The 16993-nt window shown below is 62.8% G+C and carries 11 protein-coding genes; 8 read left to right on the top strand and 3 right to left on the bottom strand.

Annotated features, from left to right (window positions below; translation table 11 throughout):
* The first annotated feature begins 357 nt into the window (after positions 1-357).
* Positions 358-1773, top strand: coding sequence for a sulfatase (locus HG800_RS14840; protein WP_206352275.1), 1416 nt, complete (start codon positions 358-360; stop codon positions 1771-1773).
* Positions 1774-1851: 78 nt separating this feature from the next.
* Here the strand turns inward: HG800_RS14840 and HG800_RS14835 are convergent, their stop codons facing one another.
* Complete coding sequence (locus HG800_RS14835; protein WP_390622635.1) at positions 1852-2913, bottom strand: DUF2891 domain-containing protein; 1062 nt, start codon at positions 2911-2913, stop codon at positions 1852-1854.
* Between the two features lie 586 nt (positions 2914-3499).
* On the opposite strand from HG800_RS14835, the gene HG800_RS14830 reads away from it, so the two are divergent.
* Positions 3500-4435, top strand: coding sequence for a polysaccharide deacetylase family protein (locus HG800_RS14830; protein ID WP_169977405.1), 936 nt, complete (start codon positions 3500-3502; stop codon positions 4433-4435).
* A gap of 10 nt (positions 4436-4445) precedes the next feature.
* Here HG800_RS14830 and HG800_RS14825 read toward each other — a convergent pair whose 3' ends face one another.
* Both HG800_RS14825 and HG800_RS14820 read right to left on the bottom strand, forming a co-directional pair.
* Positions 4446-5435 (bottom strand): hypothetical protein, encoded by a 990-nt coding sequence (locus HG800_RS14825; RefSeq protein WP_169977404.1) that lies wholly within the window; start codon positions 5433-5435, stop codon positions 4446-4448.
* A gap of 129 nt (positions 5436-5564) precedes the next feature.
* Positions 5565-5984 (bottom strand): acyl-CoA thioesterase, encoded by a 420-nt coding sequence (locus tag HG800_RS14820; RefSeq protein WP_206352274.1) that lies wholly within the window; start codon positions 5982-5984, stop codon positions 5565-5567.
* Positions 5985-6794: 810 nt separating this feature from the next.
* Here HG800_RS14820 and HG800_RS14815 point away from each other — a divergent pair.
* The 6 genes from HG800_RS14815 (at position 6795) to HG800_RS14790 (ending at position 16973) form a co-directional block, all read left to right on the top strand.
* Positions 6795-8309 carry a succinate CoA transferase gene (locus HG800_RS14815; protein ID WP_169977403.1) on the top strand — a complete coding sequence of 505 codons (1515 nt, stop codon included), beginning with the start codon at positions 6795-6797 and terminating at the stop codon, positions 8307-8309.
* Between the two features lie 42 nt (positions 8310-8351).
* A complete protein-coding gene (locus tag HG800_RS14810; protein ID WP_169977402.1) occupies positions 8352-10502 on the top strand; it encodes a methylmalonyl-CoA mutase family protein in 2151 nt (716 codons plus the stop codon).
* Entirely contained in the window at positions 10499-12703 is a 2205-nt protein-coding gene (scpA, locus tag HG800_RS14805) for a methylmalonyl-CoA mutase (protein ID WP_169977401.1), read from the top strand. Before HG800_RS14810 ends, scpA begins: the two co-directional genes overlap by 4 nt.
* A gap of 48 nt (positions 12704-12751) precedes the next feature.
* Entirely contained in the window at positions 12752-13789 is a 1038-nt protein-coding gene (meaB, locus tag HG800_RS14800) for a methylmalonyl Co-A mutase-associated GTPase MeaB (protein WP_169977400.1), read from the top strand.
* Positions 13790-13874: 85 nt separating this feature from the next.
* Complete coding sequence (locus tag HG800_RS14795; protein WP_169977399.1) at positions 13875-15389, top strand: methylmalonyl-CoA carboxytransferase subunit 5S; 1515 nt, start codon at positions 13875-13877, stop codon at positions 15387-15389.
* Between the two features lie 21 nt (positions 15390-15410).
* Positions 15411-16973, top strand: coding sequence for an acyl-CoA carboxylase subunit beta (locus HG800_RS14790; protein ID WP_220487816.1), 1563 nt, complete (start codon positions 15411-15413; stop codon positions 16971-16973).
* Positions 16974-16993 lie beyond the last annotated feature (20 nt).

The following is a 16993-nucleotide window of genomic DNA, read 5'->3' as shown; positions in this document are numbered from 1 at the left end:
GCGACACTCGTTCCCGATCCCTGAACCTCGGCTCAGAATTGCGGGTTCGCATCCGACACCCGACCGACCCCTTCCTGAGAATCGATCACCGAAGACCGGGAAATGCGTCTCCGGTCAGGGTCGGATCGTGTCCATTCCACCAACAGATTCGCCGAGTCGCCGAAATCATTCGGAGAGTTCTTCCAGACTTTTGAGAAAAAGTCCGAGGCTGGCTTGCGAGCGTTACCGAACCCATCGAACTTGGGCTGATCCGCCCGACACTGGCCCCAGGTACGCCGGAGGAAGTAAGCTCAATGGCCCGTTCTGAAAGATAGGCCCAGGACAGCACTTACGCCCCTCATCCGGAGGAGGTTCGACATGCCCCTGCCTCGACTCACTGCATGGATGCTTGTTACAGCCGGCGTCGGCTTCACGTTTCAAGGATCCGTGGCCTCGCCGCCCGTGACGAACGGGAATCGGGGGGCGGACGAGCGTCCTCACGTGTTGTTCCTGGCCATCGATGACTTGAATGACTGGACGGGATTCCTCGGGGGGAATCCTCAGGCAAGCACGCCGAATCTCGACCGGCTGGCGAGCCGAGGGGTGATCTTCGAGCGAGCCTATTGCGCGGCCCCGGCCTGCAATCCGTCTCGGGCGGCGTTGTTGACCGGAATCCGACCGTCAACCAGCGGGGTGTACCATAATCCGCAACCTTGGCGAGCGGCGATGCCCGACGCCATGACCTTGCCGCAGCACTTTATGGCCGGCGGTTACGAAGTGCTGGGCGGGGGCAAGATCTTCCACGGTCCGTTCAATGATCCGGCATCCTGGCACGAGTACTTCGAGCGGCCGGGCGACCCGAAACCTCGGGAAACTCCGGTCAACGGCATTCCTCGAACCGCCCACTTCGACTGGGGGCCGGTGGAGGGACCAGATGAGGCGATGGGGGATCATCAGGTGGTCGACTGGGCCATCACGCAGCTTGAGAGGGACCGCGAGACCCCGCTCTTTCTGGCCGTGGGGCTCTACCGGCCTCACCTGCCCTGGTACGTCCCGAAAGCGTATTTCGACGCCTTCCCGATCGAGACCATCCGACGGCCGGAGGTTCCCGACGACGACCTCGACGACATCCCTCCGGCCGGAATCGCAATGGCGAAGCCGAAGGGAGACCACCGCAACGTTCTTGAATACGAGCAATGGGACCGGGCAATTCAGGGGTATCTGGCCAGCATTGCCTTTACCGACCATCAGGTCGGCCGGTTGCTCGACGCGCTGGACCGCAGCCCGATCGCCAGGAACACGATCATCGTGACCTGGGGGGACCACGGGTGGCATCTCGGCGAGAAGCAGCACTGGCGGAAGTTTGCCCTGTGGGAAGAGGCCACGCGGGTGCCGTTCCTGATCAGTGCGCCGGGGGTCAGCCCCCTCGGCGTTCGTTGTGGACGGACCGTTTCCCTGATGGATGTTTACCCCACCTTGATCGAGTTGTGCGGCCTGCCCGAACGTCCTGAGCTCGAAGGACGAAGCCTGGCCCCCTTGCTCCGCGATCCGGCAAGCCCTTGGGATCACCCGGCCCTGACCACTCACGGACGCGGGAATCACGCCGTCCGCTCCGAACGATGGCGATACATCCGCTATGCCAACGGCTCGGAAGAACTGTACGATCACGACGCCGACCCGATGGAGTGGCACAATCTGGCGGACGCTCCAGAGTACCTTGCAATCAAGGCCGGGCTCGCCGCATCACTTCCGACGCAAGAAGCACCCAACGCCGCGAGCGAGACGACTGATTGATCGAGAGGCTGGCACATCCGCTGGCGATCCCTCAGAGAAATACGCTCAAGAGGGATCGCCAACGGACACGAGGGGCGTTCACTGCGTTCCGCTCTCCGTCAGGAGAAAGACGGCAAACGAGGCGAGCCAGTGCTCTCCCACGTAGTCGCCGCTGGCGACGTGATCGAGGGCGGCGCGGGCGTGCTGGTCGGCCGAAGCGCGGAGGACCGCCTGTGCGGGATCGGCTTCGGTCAACGCTTCAGCGATGCTCCGCATGCACCATGCGCGGCTCAGATTCAGGCCGTCGAGGTGAACGAGCTGCGGATCGGTACGGTCGGTCACCTCGGCAGGCTGGAGCAAGGAGGCAGGTTCCCCCTGAGCCACGTTCGGGAGGAACTGGGCGAACCAGGGCCGGAACTCAGCGGTGGGAAGCACACGCCTCATGAGGTCGGCTTCCATCAAGGAAGGGGAGAAGAAATCCGCCCCACTCGGCTCCCAGCGGCCTGGGGCGTCGGTATCGGAGTCGAAGTAGGCCCGAGCACGCTCCTCGACGAGCGATCGCAGCCTGTCGTGACCGACGGCCGTTGCATAATCGTGCGCGAAGGCGAGGCCGAAGGCGGTGTTGGGATGGACCCCGGTGCGGATCGGGTAGGTTTGTTTCGGGAAGTAGTCGAGGTATCGGTTGACGATCACCGTTTCGAGGGGTCGGAGGTTCGCCCGCCAGGTTGAGGCGTCGGGATCGTTCCAGCCGTCCAGTTCCTCGACCAGCTTGAGCAGCCAGGCCCAGCCGTAGGGGCGTTCGAATGACCGGCGATCGGGATGGTCGAAGTAGTCGGCCTCGGCTTGCAGGTTCTCGGCCGTCAGGTGATCGCTGAGGGTTTCGCGGATCGTGGCGGCCTCGGGAAGGTCGGGAAACTGCCGGAGCAATCGAACAAGCATCCAATGGCCATGCACGGCCGAATGCCAGTCGTACGCTCCATAAAACGCGGGATGAAGTCCGCGTGGGGAATCGAGATCCTCCAGCCCGCTCAGCACGTGTTCGGGCTTGTTCGGATACTCGCGGACGATCGCCTCCAGCGCAATTCGGGCGAAGCCAGAGGCCCGATCACGGTCGAGAGTCAGGGCTTGCTCATCGGAAAAACCGGTCTGAGGCATGGCCATTCCCAGAAGACAGACCAGAACAACGGAAAGCGAACATAATTTCATGTGTTTTTCTCTTGGCACTGAATCTGTCTCGAATTGCGCATTCCGTTTTCCGATCCGACCGGATGGTCCTCTTCCCAGAGTACCATTCCAACGTAGCCGTTCGAATGGACAACCCACCTGCGAATTCTTGATCGAAGCGGCTACGTTAAGCCATCGATCGTCGCGTCCTCAGATGTCTCATCAGAACGAACACGATTCTCAATCATCCAGAGTATCTTTGATGGAAGAGTTTTGGTACTTTTCTCTTCCTTGATCTGCGACTGCTTCGGCCGGCTGAGGACGCTCGGGGCCGACAGACCAGCCAATAGGCGCTTCGACGGGCAGGCGGTCAGGCGACTGGCGATTCCGGTCTGTCTTGAAGCAGTGGAAGGTGCTTGCAAGGGCGGTCGAACCCCGACTGCTCCTCACCGCATTGGATACCAAACAGGAAACCACACCGCTTGCAGGATTGCGTAGACCATCACATGCTGGATGTGGGAAGCAGGGGCGCTGTCCCCTGTACAATCCAGGCCAGGTCCGGTTCTCAACGAGATCGCTTGCCATGCGTGTTGCCAGCCTCACGACTCTGATCGGTGTGGGTGTCCTTCTGGTGTCGGCGGGGCCGACGTGGGCGGACGACGAAACGCGTTACCTGATCATCCACGCTGATGACGCAGGAATGTGCCACTCGGTGAATCGGGCGACCATCGACGCGATGGAGCAAGGGATTGTCTCGTCGTGCAGCATCATGATCCCCTGTCCGTGGGTGAAGGAATTCGCGGAGTATGCGAAAGCAAACCCAGAAAAGGATTACGGCGTTCACCTGACCTTGAATTCCGAGTGGGTACACTACCGCTGGGGTCCGGTTGCCGGACGAGATCGTGTGCCGAGCCTGGTGGATGAGGATGGCTATCTGCATCGGAGCGTCGATGCCGTGGCCCGTCTTGCGGTCGCTGAGGAGGTGGAAATCGAGCTGACCGCTCAGATCGAGCGTGCAATCGAGCTGGGGATCCCCATCTCTCACCTTGATACCCACATGGGAGCCCTGGTGAGCAGGCCCGACCTGATTGAGGTCTACGTTTCGATGGGGTTGAAGTACGACCTGCCCATTCTCTTTGTCCGAGAGGTGGAAGGGCCTGTCGTTGAGGCCTATCCCGCCCTCCGCGAACGAGGTAAGCAATGGTTGGCCGCGCTCGATCAACAGCGCCTGCCGGTCCTTGATGGGCTGGCCCAGTTCTACGGCGGAGACTCGCACGAGGAGCGAGTCGACAACTATCTCGAAACCTTGCGAAACCTGCCCCCCGGGGTCTCGCAGCTCATCATCCATTGCGGCTACAACGATGACGAACTACGTGCCGTGACGACCAGCGCCGAACGTCGAGACGGTGATCGAAGGGTCTTCACCGACCCCGAAACCATTGCCGAGATTGAGCGGCTCGGGATCCGGGTCATCACCTGGCGAACGTTTCGCGAGATGACCGAAGCCTCGGGCCGATGATGGGCGTTGTTCACGGCTGGGGCTGATTGTCTGCCGCGTTCATGGCCTCAAGCAGCATTGCCGAAAGCGCCGAGGCGGTGGCGTCGAGCCGGTCGGCCGCCTCGGTGAGCGACTCCGGGGCGGGAGCCGGCTGAGTCAGCATGACAACGTAGACGATCGGCTCGAGTTCGGGACGCTCCCACCAGCCTGATTTGACTCGGGTGATGGGATCAGAGTTCAGTGCCCCTCCCTTCAGGAAATGGCGGCCTGGGAGGTCGAACACCGCCTCGCGACGGATGACCGCGTTCCGCATGGCGGTCAGCGTCTCGGCGTCCACACCGGGAAGCTCGCCACTGGCCAGGCGAGCCATGACCGCAGCCAGCGACGCGGCCGAGACTTCGTTGTCTCCGGTCACATCGCGCGGTGCGAGCATGTAGCGTCGTGCGACGATACCGTCAAACGCCGGATCGATCCCGTGAATGGCGGCCGTCAGGGCGTCCGGCCCGCCAAGGATGGCCGTCGAGGCACTGGCCGCGGCGTTGTACACATGATTCGGCGCGTCGATCGATCCCATCATCACCCCGCCGATCGTCCGGACCGAGGCTCCCAGAAGCGCCGTTCGAATCTCGTCGCGCTGGGCAGGTGAATAGGGAGCCATCGCCGGGTGATCGTCGCTCAGGGCGTCGTCGAGGCCCGAGGGCGAGGCGTCGAGATCCTCGGCGAACCGTGCGAACAGGGCAACCAGATAAGCCGTCTTGATCGCACTGGCCGAGGGACGGGCGACCTCCGGTTCGATCACATACCAGGGTGCTCCCTGGGCAGGCCCCACCCAGACGCTGACCCCTAGCCCCGCTCCAAGCGGGTCTAGTAAGGCGTGAACCCGATCGTCAAGCGCGGAGGCGTTGGGTCGGTCGGGAGCGAGGCCTTCGGACCCTTGAGCGGCCGAGGCCATGAAAACGCCAAGCACCGCAAGAATCGCGCGCGGGATCGTCTGGGACTGCGAGTACCGGTTAAGTGACATGAAGACCTCAGGAAGATGTTCCGGGAAAGCCGGGCTGACCAGCAAAGGAGCGTCCGTTCCCATGTCGACAGACGTGGTGCTCGAGCGCTCAATCCGGCGTGTCTCTCATTCACAAGTTCGGGAACATGCTCAGTCGCCTGGGGACGCATCGTTGTCGAACAGGCGTCGCAAGGCTTCGGGAACCCGTCGGGGGCGGAGCCTTTGCGCGTCGATCGCGACCCAGACGGTGCGAACCCGAGCCAGAACCTGCTGATCCCCAGGACGAGTGATGGTGACAAAGCGCTCGAAGGTTGCCCCATCGGCCTCGCCGACCCAGGTGATCGCAAGTAACTGGTCGCCGGGGAGGGCGGGCCGCAAATAGTCAATCTCGTGGCGTCGGACCACCCAGAGGAGCGACTCGGCATACTCCGGCGTGGCCACGGCGATCCAGTGCGCAACGGCCGCATCCTGTGCGTATCGGAGGTAGACGACATTGTTGACGTGTCCCATCCGGTCGATGTCCTTGGGATCGACTCGGATCGGAAATTCGAACAGGATGGGCTCGGCCACGTCCAAAGTCCTCCAGAACCCAGCTCCAGGGTATACATGGGTAGGAACGCCATGACCACCCGACGAGGACACCCGACCAACCAATCATGATTCGACCGTGAAGCGTCGTTTCATTGGAACTCGTTGCGTTTGCGGCTCCGTGATGACGAGTGATTCTCTCTCCTGCGAGCAGTGGGGTCAAAGGGCGGGACCGCCGACGGTGATGGGCAAGCGGCTCCACGGACGGGTCCCAGAAGCATTCGGTGGAGCCTCGTTCTCAGGAATCTTCGGGAAATTGATTCTCGGAGCCGGATCGTTTCGGCCTTGCACTGCGCGACACGGTCGAGGGACTTGAGGAGGAATCGACCAGAGAGCAGAGCGATCTTGCTTGGAGAGTTCGGGCTGCGAGCGTAGACTAGAAGCCCTTGCGGTAGAGCGAAGACCTCTGCCGTCCCCTGGGTAGAGTGGAATTGCCGGGCACCCTCGGGGGAGACCTTGCCACCGTTGCAAGGGACCAACGATTCCAGGCCCGGCCAGGTTCGACTCCGATTGGCCAATGGCGTCCGATCGTTCGCCACAGGATCTCAAGGCTCCTCCTGTGGAACGTGGCATCGAGTGGAACTCGATCGCCCGATCGGTCCCCCGGATGGTCAGGCTCTGGCAGCTTCCGGTCGGATCTCGTGTGATCCGGCCTTACGCAAGCCCTCCAGGGACCGCAACCGGGATACATCGAGCTGATCGTGGCCTCCATGCCTCGATCCAGCACGATGCAACTCGTGAAGTCGGACCCCGCCGTGGAGCCAAGGTTTTCGACGGAGAGTCGGTGAGACGATGACGACTGGAACTCCGTTCCCGGAACTGACGGCCGAAGATGCGGCCGAACTGATTCCTCATGACGCGATGCTCGCCGTTTCCGGCTTCACTCCGGCCGGCTCTCCCAAGGCCGTTCCTCGCGCGCTTGCCCGGCGCGCTCGGGCGCTTCACGAATCGGGACAACCCTACCGGGTGCGGTTGCTCAGCGGCGCCTCGACGGGAGAAGCGTGTGACGACGAACTGGGTCTGGCCGAGGCGGTAAGCTGGCGGGCTCCCTACCTGACCTCCTCGCCACTCCGAAAACAGGCGAATTCGGGGAAGCTCGACTTTGTCGACATGCACCTCTCGCACGTCTCGCAGGTGGTGCTCGAAGGCTTCCTCGGCCCGATTGACGTGGCCGTGGTCGAGGCGACCGAAATTACCCCGGACGGCAAGGTCTACCTGACGACTGGCATCGGCAACGCGCCGACGTTCCTGCAGTATGCCGACAAGGTCATCATCGAGCTCAACGCCCGGCACTCGCCGAGGCTCCGTGAGATGACCGACATCTTCATGCTCCCGCCGCCTCCGAACCGCCGCCCGATCCCGATTCACGACCCGCTCGACAAGATTGGCACCCCGCACGCCCTGGTCGATCCGAAGAAGGTCATCGGGATCGTTCACAACGATGAACCCGATGGCGGCCGGGGTTTTGCCCCTCCCGACGAAACCAGCCGACGGATCGCGGCGCACGTCTCCCAGTTCCTGCTCGACGAGATGGCCTCCGGTCGGATTCCGAGCGGATTCCTGCCGCTGCAAAGCGGCGTCGGCAACGTCTGCAATGCCGTGCTCGCGGGTCTGGCGGAAAGCTCTGACTTTCCCAAGTTCAAGGTTTTCACCGAAGTCCTTCAGGACGCGATGCTCGACCTGATCGCCGCCGGCGGCGTGCTGGGTGCGAGCACCTGCTCGCTGACTCTCTCCGACGAAAAACTGACCTGGCTGTACGACCACTTCGACGAATTCGTCGATCGCATTGTCCTGCGACCGCAGGAAATCTCGAACAATCCCGGCATCGCCCGCCGCCTCGGCGTCATCGCCACCAACACGGCGATCGAGGTCGACATCTACGGCCACGCCAACTCGACTCACTTCTTCGGCACCCAGGTTATGAACGGTCTGGGGGGCAGCGGAGACTTCGAGCGAAACGCGTTTCTCTCGATCTTCATGTGCCCGTCGGTCGCCAAGGGGGGGAAAATCTCGACCATCGTCCCCATGTGCTCGCACGTCGATCACAGCGAGCATTCGGTGCAAATCATCGTCACGGAGCAAGGCCTGGCCGACCTGCGAGGCCTGGCTCCCGTGGCAAGAGCCAGGCGGATCATCGACCACTGCGCCCACCCGGCCTTCCGCGATTATTTACACCATTATCTCGAATCGAGCCCGCAAGGGCACATCCGCCACAACCTGCAACGGTGCTTCGAGCTGCATACGAACTTCCTCGAACACGGCGCCATGCTGCCAGACCTCGACCTCTCCCAGTTCGGGCCTCGCTGACACGGCAAGGGCCGCCCTTTGGCCCGAAAGGAGAGAACGATCATGATCGAGAAAAGTCTGAACATCACTGCCGATTTTCCCCCCAGCTCGTACGAGCAATGGCGGACCAATGCCGAAGCCGAACTCAAAGGTGCTCCGTTCGAGAAAAAACTCGTCGGCCGGACCTTTGAAGGCATCGACATCCAGCCGCTCTATACCGCCGACCACTGGTCGTCGGACGGCGACCCGTCCGGGTTCCCCGGCTTCGCCCCTCTGACCCGGGGCGACCGCGTGCTCGGCAATGCCGTCTCGGGCTGGGATATTCGCCAGGAGCACCTGCATCCCGACCCGGTCGAAGCGAACCGGGCAATTCTCGACGATCTGGAACACGGCGTCAGCTCGATTCAGCTTCGGCTCGATGCCGCCGCCTGCGCCGGGCTCGACGCCGATGATCGCGCTGCCATCGGCCTCGCTGGGCACGATGGGGTGATGGCGTATTCCCTCGTCGATTTCGACCGCGTCCTTGAAGCCGTGCGGCTCGACATTGCTCCCATCTCGATCGACTGCGGCGGAGCGTTTCTTCCCGGTGCGGCCCTGCTGGCCGCTCAACTCCAACGGCGAGCGATCAACCCGGCGTCCGTCCGATGTGCCTTCAATGCCGATCCGATCGGCGCATTGATGCGAGAAGGTCGGCTCGGTGCCCCGCTCGACTCGGCGTTGAGCGACCTGGCTGATCTGGCCGTCTGGACTGCGTCGAAGTATCCGAACGCCACGGCCGTCGAGGTCGGCACCGGCCCGTACCACCATGCCGGCGCGTCGAGCACCCAGGACCTCGCCTTCGCCGTGGCCACGGGGCTCGAATACCTGAGGGCTATGACGGCTGCCGGGCTCGATGTGAATACGGCAGCCCGGCAAATCGCCTTCGGGGTAAGCCTCGGCACTCAGTTCTTTCGGGCGATCGCCAAGCTCCGTGCGCTGCGGGCGATGTGGGCCCGCGTGGTCGCCGAGTGCGGGGGCAATCCCGATTCTGGCCGTACAATGCAACTTCGAGCACGGACCAGCCGTCGCGTGCTCACGAGCGTCGATCCCTGGGTTAATCTCTTGCGAAACACAGTCTGCTGCTTCGCTGGAGCCGTGGGTGGTGCCGACGCCATCGGCACGGCGCCGATGGACGCCGCCATCGGCCTGAGTGACCAGTTTACCCGGCACCTGGCCCGCAATACGCAGATCATCCTGCAGGAAGAATCGCATCTGAACCGCGTGATCGACCCGGCCGGAGGGTCCTGGTTCCTCGAAACCCTGACTGACCAACTGGCGGAATCGGCCTGGGGAATTCTTCAGCAGGTCGAAGGACGAGGCGGGATGATTGCCGCCTGCCTCGACGGCTGGGTCGCCGAGCAGATTGCGGCCGTTGAAACCGCGAGAGGCAAGGACATCGCCACTCGCAAGCTCGTCGTGACTGGCGTGACCGAGCACCCCGACGTGCGTGAGGAACGGCTCGTCCGCACCCGCCCCGACTACGCCCGGCTCCGGGCCGAGGCCTCGACCCGGCTCGTCGCCTGGCGTCGGGACCATCAGTGCGGCGATGCGCTGAGGATCGTTGCCGAGATCGCTCGCGATACGAACCGCGCACCCGGCTCACTGACCGAGGCCGCCGTGCAAGCCGCGCTCGAAGGGGCGACGCTTGGCCAAATCCACTCGACCCTCGTGGGGGCCTCGTCCGGGCGCGAACCGGCCCAGGTCACTCCCCTGGCTGTTCATCCCTACGCCGCCGCGTTCGAAGAACTCCGGGCGGCCGCAGACCAGCTCGCCGAGCAGACCGGCCAGCGTCCCCGCGTCTTCCTGGCCAACCTGGGGAAGCCAGCCGAGTTCATCGCCCGATCGACCTACGCTGTCAACTTCTTCCAGGCCGGTGGCTTCGAGGAGGTCAACAACAGCGGGTTCACGGATCCACAGGCTGCCGTCGACGCCTTCACCCAGAGTGGAGCGAAGATTGCCGTCATCTGCTCAACCGATGTGAACTACGACGCTTTGGCCGAACCTCTGGCCGTGTCCTTGAAAGCCGCCGGGGCTCGAACCGTCGTCCTGGCGGGCAATCCGGGAGCGGGCGAGGCCCGATACCGCGCGGCGGGGGTTGATCGATTCATTTTCATTCGATGCGATGTCCTGGGGACGCTCCGGGATCTGCTGCGTGAGGAAGGGGCCCTGCAATGAGCACGATCCCGAACTTCAAGGACGTTCCCTGGCAGGGTGGCTCGTCAGCTTCGGTCGATCGACGAAGTTGGCAAACCGCCGCCGAGGCCGAGGCCGGTCGACCAATCGACTCCCTCGCCCGTCCGACGCCCGAGGGAATTCCCGTCCGGCCGCTTTACTCGTCAAGCGACCTCGACGGACTGGACCACCTTCAGACGATGCCCGGCCTCCCGCCGTTCGTCCGGGGGCCGTACACCACGATGTACGTCGTCCGCCCCTGGACCGTCCGGCAGTACGCCGGGTTCTCGACGGCCGAGGAGTCGAACGCCTTCTACCGCCGCAACCTCGCGGCCGGTCAGAAAGGGCTCTCCGTCGCCTTCGACCTGCCGACCCACCGCGGTTACGACTCGGACAACCCCAGAGTCGCCGCCGACGTGGGCATGGCCGGCGTGGCCGTCGATAGCATCCTCGACATGAAGATCCTCTTCGACGGCATTCCCCTGGGCGACATCAGCGTTTCGATGACCATGAATGGCGCAGTCCTTCCGGTGATGGCGCTCTACATTGTCGCCGCCGAGGAACAGGGGGTTCCTCAGGCAAAACTCGCTGGAACGATTCAGAACGACATCCTCAAGGAGTTCATGGTTCGAAACACCTATATCTATCCACCCGAGCCGAGCATGCGGCTCATCTCCGATATTTTCCGATACACCTCGGCTCACATGCCGAAATTCAATAGCATCAGCATTAGCGGATACCATATGCAGGAGGCCGGTGCAACGGCCGACCTCGAACTCGCCTATACGATGGCTGATGGGCTCGAGTATCTCCGCTCTGGCATCCGGGCAGGCTTGAGTATTGATGAGTTTGCCCCTCGCCTCTCCTTCTTCTGGGCGATTGGCAAAGACATCTTCATGGAGATCGCTAAACTTCGCGCGGCTCGCCTCCTTTGGGCGAAGATCGTCAAGGGGTTCGACCCGAAGAACCCCAAGAGCATGTCACTCCGCACCCACAGCCAGACCAGCGGCTGGAGCCTGACCGCGCAGGACGTCTACAACAACGTCATCCGAACTTGCATTGAAGCGATGGGCGCGACTCAGGGACACACCCAGAGTCTGCACACCAACTCGCTTGATGAAGCACTTGCGCTTCCGACCGATTTTTCCGCCCGAATTGCTCGCAACACTCAACTCTTCCTTCAGGAAGAAACCGACACCGACATGGTGGTCGATCCCTGGGGAGGCAGCTATTTTATCGAGCGTCTGACCCACGAACTGGCCCACCGGGCCTGGGCGCATCTGTACGAGGTCGAGCAGCTTGGCGGCATGGCCAAGGCCCTGGAGGCCGGCATCCCCAAGATGAGGATCGAGGAGGCCGCCGCACGGACCCAGGCCGACATCGATTCGGGCGTGCAAACTATTGTTGGCGTAAACAAGTACATTCTTGAGCGCGAAGATCCAATCAAGGTTCTTAAGGTCGACAATCACGCCGTCCGTGAGGCTCAGGTCCGCCGCCTGGCCGAGCTGCGAGCGAACCGCGATCAAGGTGTCGTCGATTCCGCGCTCAACGCCCTGACCGAGGCTGCTCGCTCCGGCTCGGGTAATATGCTCGAACTGGCGATTGCCGCAGCCCGAGCCCGAGCCACCGGCGGCGAGATCAGCCTCGCCCTCGAAAAGATCTACGGCCGCCACAAGGCCGAGATGCACGAGATCAGCGGCGTTTATGCCCGCCAGTTCGGCGAGCGGAATGGGGCCGTTGCTCGCGTGCAGCAGCGGGTCGAGCAGTTCCTCGAACACGAAGGGCGACGCCCCCGGATTCTCATTGCCAAGCTCGGTCAGGACGGCCACGACCGCGGCCAGCAGGTCGTGGCTACCGCCTTCGCCGACTTCGGCTTCGATGTTGATGTCGGCTCCCTGTTCCAGACCCCCGAGGAAGCCGCCCGAGTGGCCGTGGACAACGATGTCCATCTCGTCGGCGTCAGCTCCCTCGCGGCCGGTCATCTGACGCTCGTCCCAGCGATTCGCAAAGCGCTCGACGACCTTGGCCGCGACGACATTCTTGTGGTCGTCGGCGGGGTGATTCCTCCTCAGGATTACGAGGAACTGTACCGCTCGGGCGCAGTCGCCGTCTTCGGTCCCGGGACCGTGATCACCGACGCGGCCCTCAAGCTGCTCAACCTGCTCGATCCGCAGGACCACGAGGAACCCGCCGGCGCTGCTTGACGCATCCGGACCATGACCGATGGCCCGCGCCCTGACCTTGAGCCCACCATGACGCTCCCGCCCGAGCCCCCGATTCCCCCCCCACGACGACGTCTGACCGCCGAGCAGTACGTCGAGGGGGTTCTGGCACGATCGCGAGGCGTGCTCAGCCGGTTCATCACCCTCATCGAATCGCGACGGGCCGAAGATCGAGAGCTGGCTCGCCGCGTTCTCAACAAGCTGCTGCCGCACGCCGGTCAATCGATCCGCCTGGGAATCACGGGAGTCCCCGGCGCGGGCAAGAGCACTTTGATCGATGCCCTGGGCCTCAACCTGATCCTTGCCGGCCACCGAGTCGCCGTGCTGACGATCGACCCGTCCAGCCGAGTGACCGGGGGCAGCATTCTCGGCGACAAAACTCGAATGGAACGCCTGAGCCTCGAACCGAACGCCTACATCCGCCCCTCCCCGAGCGGGGCAACCCTCGGCGGTGTGGCCGGTAGTACCCGGGAAACGATGCTCGCCTGCGAAGCCGCCGGATTCGATGTTGTGATGGTCGAAACCGTCGGCGTCGGCCAGTCCGAGACGACTGTTGCCGACATGGTTGATACGTTTCTCGCGGTCCTGATCGCCGGAGCCGGAGACGAGTTGCAGGGAATCAAGCGAGGGCTGATCGAGATGATCGATCTGCTCGCTGTCAACAAGGCCGACGGCAGCAACCGGCCGAATGTCCTCCGCGCGGTGAACCAGTATCAGAATGCTCTGCGCGTCATGCACCCGCCCGAAAGCCCCTGGCAACCGCCGGTCCTGGCCTGCAGCGCCCTGGAGAATCTCGGACTCGACGCGATCTGGAATGCAGTGCTCAAACATCGTGAGACCCTCAAACGTGTCGGGGTCTTCCACCAACGACGGCAGAGCCAGGCAATTCGCTGGATGTGGGATCTGGTGAACGACCATTTGCAGCGTATCCTGAAGGAAGGTCCGGGCATCGCAAAACTGGCGGCGGAGCTTGAGTCGGAGGTCCGCGAGGGCCAGCTCACCGCCTCGGCCGCCGCAGATCGGCTGATCGATGCCCTCGGCCTCCCGGGCGCTCCCCCCCGCCTATAGACCGACGTCGAGCCTGACGCTGCTCTCCCCCCTTCCTCTCTTCCGAATGATTAACCCCCCATCTCCTCGATTGGAGCCCCGAACGATGCCACGAACGGTCGAGGTCACGGAGCTCGCCCTCCGAGACGGTCATCAGAGCCTCCTGGCCACCCGGATGGCTCTTGAGGACATGACACCCATTTGCGAAGACATCGACCAGGCCGGTTACTGGAGTGTTGAGTGCTGGGGAGGGGCGACCTACGACTCCTGCATCCGCTTCCTCAACGAAGACCCCTGGGAACGCCTGCGCACTTTCCGCAAACTTATGCCCAACAGCCGATTGCAGATGCTCCTCCGCGGGCAAAACCTGCTCGGCTACCGTCACTACGAAGACACCGTCGTCGACCGCTTCGTTGACAAATCGGCCGAGAACGGGATGGATGTCTTCCGCGTCTTCGACGCATTGAACGACATCCGAAATCTTCGCCGCGCTCTCGAAGCCGTCCGACGCACCGGCAAGCACGCCGAGGGAACGATCTGCTACACGACCTCCCCTTTGCACACGGTCGACAAGTTCATCGAAATGGCCAAGCAGTTGCAGGATCTCGGCTGCGACTCCATTTGCATCAAGGACATGGCCGCGCTCTTGCGCCCACAGCCGGCTTTCGAGATCGTCAAAGGGATCAAGGAGGCCTGCGGCGAGGATACGCTGGTCCATGTCCATGTTCACGCCACCACCGGCGTCACGCTCGTCAGCCTGATGAAGGCGATCGAGGCCGGCGCTGACATTGTGGACACCTGCATCTCCTCCCTGAGCCTCGGCCCCGGCCATAATCCGACCGAAGCGCTTGTCGAGATGCTCCAGGCGACTGACTACACGACCCGGCTCGACAAGGCTCGCCTACTAAAGATCAAGGATCACTTCGCCAAGATTCGCCCCCGATATGCCGAGTTCGAGTCGAAGTTCGTCGGGGTCGAGACCGAGATTTTCGACAGCCAGATTCCTGGCGGCATGATTTCCAACATGGAAAGCCAGCTCAAGCAGCAAGGGGCAGGCGACCGTGTGAAGGACGTGCTGAACGAGGTACCCAACGTCCGCAAGGCGGCCGGCTATCCGCCGTTGGTCACGCCGTCGAGCCAGATCGTTGGCACTCAGGCAGTGTTCAATGTGATGATGGGTCCCTACAAGGTCCTTACCGGAGAGTTCGCCGATCTGATGCTCGGGTATTACGGCGAGACCATCGGCGATCGCGACCCTGAGGTCATCGCCCTTGCGGCCGCACATGCCAAGAAAGAGCCGATCACCACCCGACCCGCTGACCTGCTCAAGCCCGAGTGGGAAGAATTACGAGGGAAGGCCCTTGCCCTCGAAGGTTGCAACGGATCGGATGAAGACGTCTTGACCTACGCGATGTTCCCGCAAGTCGCTCCCAAGTTCTTTGCCCACCGCAGCGAAGGCCCGAAAAATCTGGGCAGGGATCCGGTCACGGCGGCTGCTGCGGCTGCCGCCGCCAGCCCGGCCGCCAAGGCCATCGACGCGAAAGGCCCCGTCACGAGCCCCATCACCTACCAGGTCCGCATCGGCAACACGAGCCACGCGGTGACCGTCGAGCCCTCGTGATCCGAGAAAGGACAGGAAGCGATGAGCGGCAATGCGAAGAAAACGATGGACGATTTGGTCGCGGAACTCCGCGCCCGAAAGGAACATCTCCGTCAGGGAGGCGGTCCCGATCGCCTGGCCAAGCAGAAGGATCAAGGCAAGCTGACGGCCCGAGAGCGTGTCAGCACCCTGCTCGACCCCGACAGCTTCGAGGAGTTCGGCCTCTTCGCCCAGCATCGCCAGGTCCACTTCGGCATGGCGGGGAAGGAGGTTCCCGCCGATGGCGTCGTCACCGGGGCCGGCTCGATCGACGGCAGACTCGTCCACCTCGCCAGCCAGGACTTCACCGTTCTCGGAGGCTCAGCCGGCGAGACGCATTCGAACAAGGTCGCCGATGTGATGGAGCAAGCGCTGCATACCGGCAGCCCCTTCATCTTCATCAATGACTCCGGTGGAGCCCGGGTGCAGGAAGGGATCGATTCCCTCTCCGGCTATGGACGAGTTTTTTACACAAATGTCCAATTGTCTGGAGCGGTCCCTCAGATCTCCTTGATCTGTGGTCCCTGTGCGGGAGGAGCGGCCTACTCACCCGCGCTGACCGACTTCATTATCCAGACGCGACAATCGCAAATGTTTATCACCGGCCCGCAAGTCATCAAACAGGTGACCGGCGAGCAGATCACCTCCGAGGCCCTCGGCGGTCCCGACGCCCACATGAGCCTCTCCGGTGTCACCCACTTCATCGCCGAGAACGACGAGGATGCGCTCTACCTCTGCCGTCGTCTGCTCAGCTTCCTGCCTGCGAATAATCTAGAGGATCCGCCTCGAATCCCTTCAGAGAACAACGTCGATCCGAACCCCGAGCTGGCTCGGATCGTCCCAGTCGAACCAAAGCAAGGCTACGATATCCGCAACGTGATCTGCGGGATCGTGGACCAGGGAGATTTCCTCGAAGTTCAGGAAGGATATGCCCGCAACATCGTGGTCGGTTTCGCCCGCATTCTGGGCCGATCGGTGGGTGTAATCGCCAACCAACCGTCGGTCCTCTCGGGCGTCCTCGATGTAAACGCGTCGACCAAGGCAAGCCGGTTTATCCGCTTCTGCAATGCGTTCAATGTTCCTCTGGTCACCTTTGTGGATGTTCCCGGCTTCCTGCCCGGCGTCAAGCAAGAGCACGACGGCATCATTCGGCACGGCGCGAAGATGCTCTTTGCCTACTCGGCGGCCACAGTCCCGAAGATCCAGGTGATCCTTCGCAAGTCTTATGGTGGTGCCCACCTGGCCATGTGCTCGAAGGACCTCGGCGCCGACCGCGTCTTTGCCTGGCCCACGGCCGAGGTCGCCGTCATGGGGGCTGAGGGAGCCGTTGAGATCGTTTTCCGCAAGGAGATGCAGGAGGCTCAAGACAAGGTCGCCCGCCGCGCCGAGCTGATCGATCAATACCGATCAACCTTCTCAAGCCCGTATGTTTCCGCTGGTCGCGGCCTCGTCGACGACATTATTGAACCTGCCGACACTCGCCGGCATCTCGCCCAGGCCTTGGAGTATCTTCACGCCAAGCGAGAAGTTCGGCCCCCGAAGAAGCACGGTCTCATCCCGCTTTAACCCGAACGGAGGACCACACT

It is taken from the genome of Tautonia rosea, assembly GCF_012958305.1.
In the GTDB taxonomy this organism is placed as follows: domain Bacteria; phylum Planctomycetota; class Planctomycetia; order Isosphaerales; family Isosphaeraceae; genus Tautonia; species Tautonia rosea.
The sequence above is the reverse complement of the archived record's forward strand: the minus strand, read 5'-3'. Positions and strand labels throughout refer to the sequence as shown.

Bases quoted from the DNA above. Each gene is read 5' to 3' on its own strand.
- HG800_RS14810 (WP_169977402.1), top strand. From the start codon at position 8,352: ATGATCGAGAAAAGTCTGAACATCACTGCCGATTTTCCCCCCAGCTCG.
- HG800_RS14840 (WP_206352275.1), top strand. From the start codon at position 358: ATGCCCCTGCCTCGACTCACTGCATGGATGCTTGTTACAGCCGGCGTC.
- meaB (WP_169977400.1), top strand. From the start codon at position 12,752: ATGACGCTCCCGCCCGAGCCCCCGATTCCCCCCCCACGACGACGTCTG.
- HG800_RS14815 (WP_169977403.1), top strand. From the start codon at position 6,795: ATGACGACTGGAACTCCGTTCCCGGAACTGACGGCCGAAGATGCGGCC.
- HG800_RS14790 (WP_220487816.1), top strand. From the start codon at position 15,411: ATGAGCGGCAATGCGAAGAAAACGATGGACGATTTGGTCGCGGAACTC.
- scpA (WP_169977401.1), top strand. From the start codon at position 10,499: ATGAGCACGATCCCGAACTTCAAGGACGTTCCCTGGCAGGGTGGCTCG.
- HG800_RS14835 (WP_390622635.1), bottom strand. From the start codon at position 2,913: ATGGCCATGCCTCAGACCGGTTTTTCCGATGAGCAAGCCCTGACTCTC.
- HG800_RS14830 (WP_169977405.1), top strand. From the start codon at position 3,500: ATGCGTGTTGCCAGCCTCACGACTCTGATCGGTGTGGGTGTCCTTCTG.
- HG800_RS14825 (WP_169977404.1), bottom strand. From the start codon at position 5,435: ATGTCACTTAACCGGTACTCGCAGTCCCAGACGATCCCGCGCGCGATT.
- HG800_RS14795 (WP_169977399.1), top strand. From the start codon at position 13,875: ATGCCACGAACGGTCGAGGTCACGGAGCTCGCCCTCCGAGACGGTCAT.